Below are 2,378 nucleotides of genomic sequence, written 5' to 3'. Positions count from 1 at the left end.
TTGAGCAAGTGCTTGAACGCATGCCTTGGCCGGCTTGGCCGGCTCGACGACGACCTCGACCGGCAAAGCGCCCCTACCTGATGCCTGTGGCGGCTTAGCAACAATGGACCAAGGCATGATCAAGGCCCTGTTTTTCCGGTAAAACGGCAATATTGTATAATTCAATTCTGAATTTGTCCATGGGTTTTAGAATGCAGACTCCAACAATTTCTTTTTGGAATACAGCTACGTAACAGAATGAGTCTTTTAAATATTGATTGACTCGTTCAATTGATGGGTCTGCTTCTAGCAATAGTTTTTTTGGGACCAAGCCTGAAGATGTCTCTTTAATTTCTATCATTTTTTCATTTAACGCACTCATTACTTTCTGGTCTCTGATCGCTCACCGTGCGGACCCGCATGCGGGTCACTGAATCACCAAGTATTAAGGTTTCTGCCAGTGTCCAGTAATAGCAATCATAGACAGTAGTTTTAAGGTATTACCATAATAGTCTTCATCGTTGATAGACTTTTGATTGATATCAAGCCAAAGATCATCAAGCCATTGTTGGTTAGATGCATCTATTGTGGCAGCCACAGCAAACATTGATACAGAAGCCATTGAGTCAAAGCCACTCTCTACTGAATGCCAGCCATCCAGTGTATAAGTCTCTGCAATATTTTTAGGATCACCACCACTGGAATTTTTGATCCAGCTATTCATTGGTGCTAAAGCATCATAGGCTCTTTGCTCATTGTAGAGTATATAGTCAAGGGCAATACGCCAAGGGTAGCGAACCGCATTCCAGGAATACTCACCATCACCAGTGCCCTCGATAAAATTAGGTTCTGCTGGCCGGGGATTGCTAGGAACATCAACAATAAAGTCAGGAATTAACGACGTGTCCTGGCTGAATGTATTACGAATATGATTAATGATTGAATAGGTTTGATCCCTCACTAAATACCAACTGTTATCTCCGCTGATGTCAGCAAATGCTTTAAAATGCGAAACCATAAAATCGGAAGAGCGAGTTGTATGAGCATATTGACTATCGTCAACGCGATCGACCCAATCACCGATGCGCACAAATTGACTTACAGGATCAATTTCTAACTGCTTAATTGCTGAAATAACCTTGTCTGCTTCAACTCTATAATTAATATCGCCGGTACTCCCCCATTGACTATCGGCTAATAATAGTGCATACGCGATGTCGAGGTCGCCGTCAGTAGCACTATTGTCGCCACCAACATCCTCCCCTGCATTCTGACAGGTTCTTAATTGATTCCAGGCCATTAACCCCGGATTTGATTTTGCCGGATGGTCATGAAAGAAGGACACCATGCCGTTAAATATATCTTGTGCATTAGGATCAAACTCTGCCATCATCACAGTAATTAACATGCCGTAACCATGTCCTTCAGAAATACTCAGTGTTGAGTCCGCCGTTCCACCTTCTACAGTTTTGCCATCTCCTGCAGCATCAACATAGTAGCGACCATCTCCACATCCTTGACGTAAATAGTTTGCTTTCCATTGCTGGTAGAAGTCAGTCAGTTGGGTATCGAGTTCCGCTTGTTCATAAGTGGGTTTAATCACTTCTGGTTGCTCGACATTGCCTTGATTCGTTTTGGATAATACGAAATTTCCTGAATCACCACTGGTGCTATACCAATGACCTGAATACTGGTTGCCTTGTTTTACTCCCGAATATACAGCATAAAATCCATTGTTATCAATTTGCGTAAAATTAACTAGAAAAACACCTTGAACAGAGTAAACATTGCCTTCAAAAACACTGTCATTATTGGTGCCAATATAACTGCCAGATAGATGATTACCCTGTTTATTAAAATCGACAGTATAGGTTTTTCCAGATCTGTTCAGCTGCCACTGTTTAGCCTGGGCAACAGAAAACGTAGCAATGCCACATAGTACCAACGCAAATATGATTGACTTTTTCATCTTTGATTCTCCGTTACGCTCTATAATTGACACATGTTAGGCGCTGGACATATTTTGAATGCTCATGGTGTCCAGAATTCAGCAGTTCCCTCCGGTAGTTGTGTAAGCAATTTATCAAAGGCTTCTTCGTCAAGGTGCCGCTGTAATGCTTCAGCAACATCTCGGCAAGTTGAACATGGGGCTGGAGGCGGATTTGAAAAGCAGGCCATCAACTTCAACCGGGTCCGCCGTGGCCACGATGCCTACTACGGTATCGCCGGAAACATCCGCGCTTTACAGACAGTCCATCGCTTTGTTGGGCGCGGCCTTGATCATCCCTCGGTCCAAAACCAACAATTTCAGTAGGTGATCAGCGCGAGGCATGGGGCGGCAGGAGTCCGGGAAAGGCGTAGTCTTGGAGGTGCAACCCAACCCAAGGACAGCGCCGATG

The 2,378-nt window shown here is 44.1% G+C and carries 1 protein-coding gene; it reads right to left on the bottom strand.

The window, feature by feature from the left end; genetic code table 11:
- Positions 1-424: 424 nt before the first annotated feature.
- On the bottom strand, positions 425-1,948 hold the full coding sequence (locus tag CKO36_RS18755) for a family 8 glycosyl hydrolase (RefSeq protein WP_200286426.1): 1,524 nt from the start codon (positions 1,946-1,948) through the stop codon (positions 425-427).
- Positions 1,949-2,378: the final 430 nt, after the last annotated feature.

The organism is Rhabdochromatium marinum (assembly GCF_016583795.1).
Taxonomy (GTDB): domain Bacteria; phylum Pseudomonadota; class Gammaproteobacteria; order Chromatiales; family Chromatiaceae; genus Rhabdochromatium; species Rhabdochromatium marinum.
This window is presented reverse-complemented; position numbering and strand designations above follow the sequence as displayed.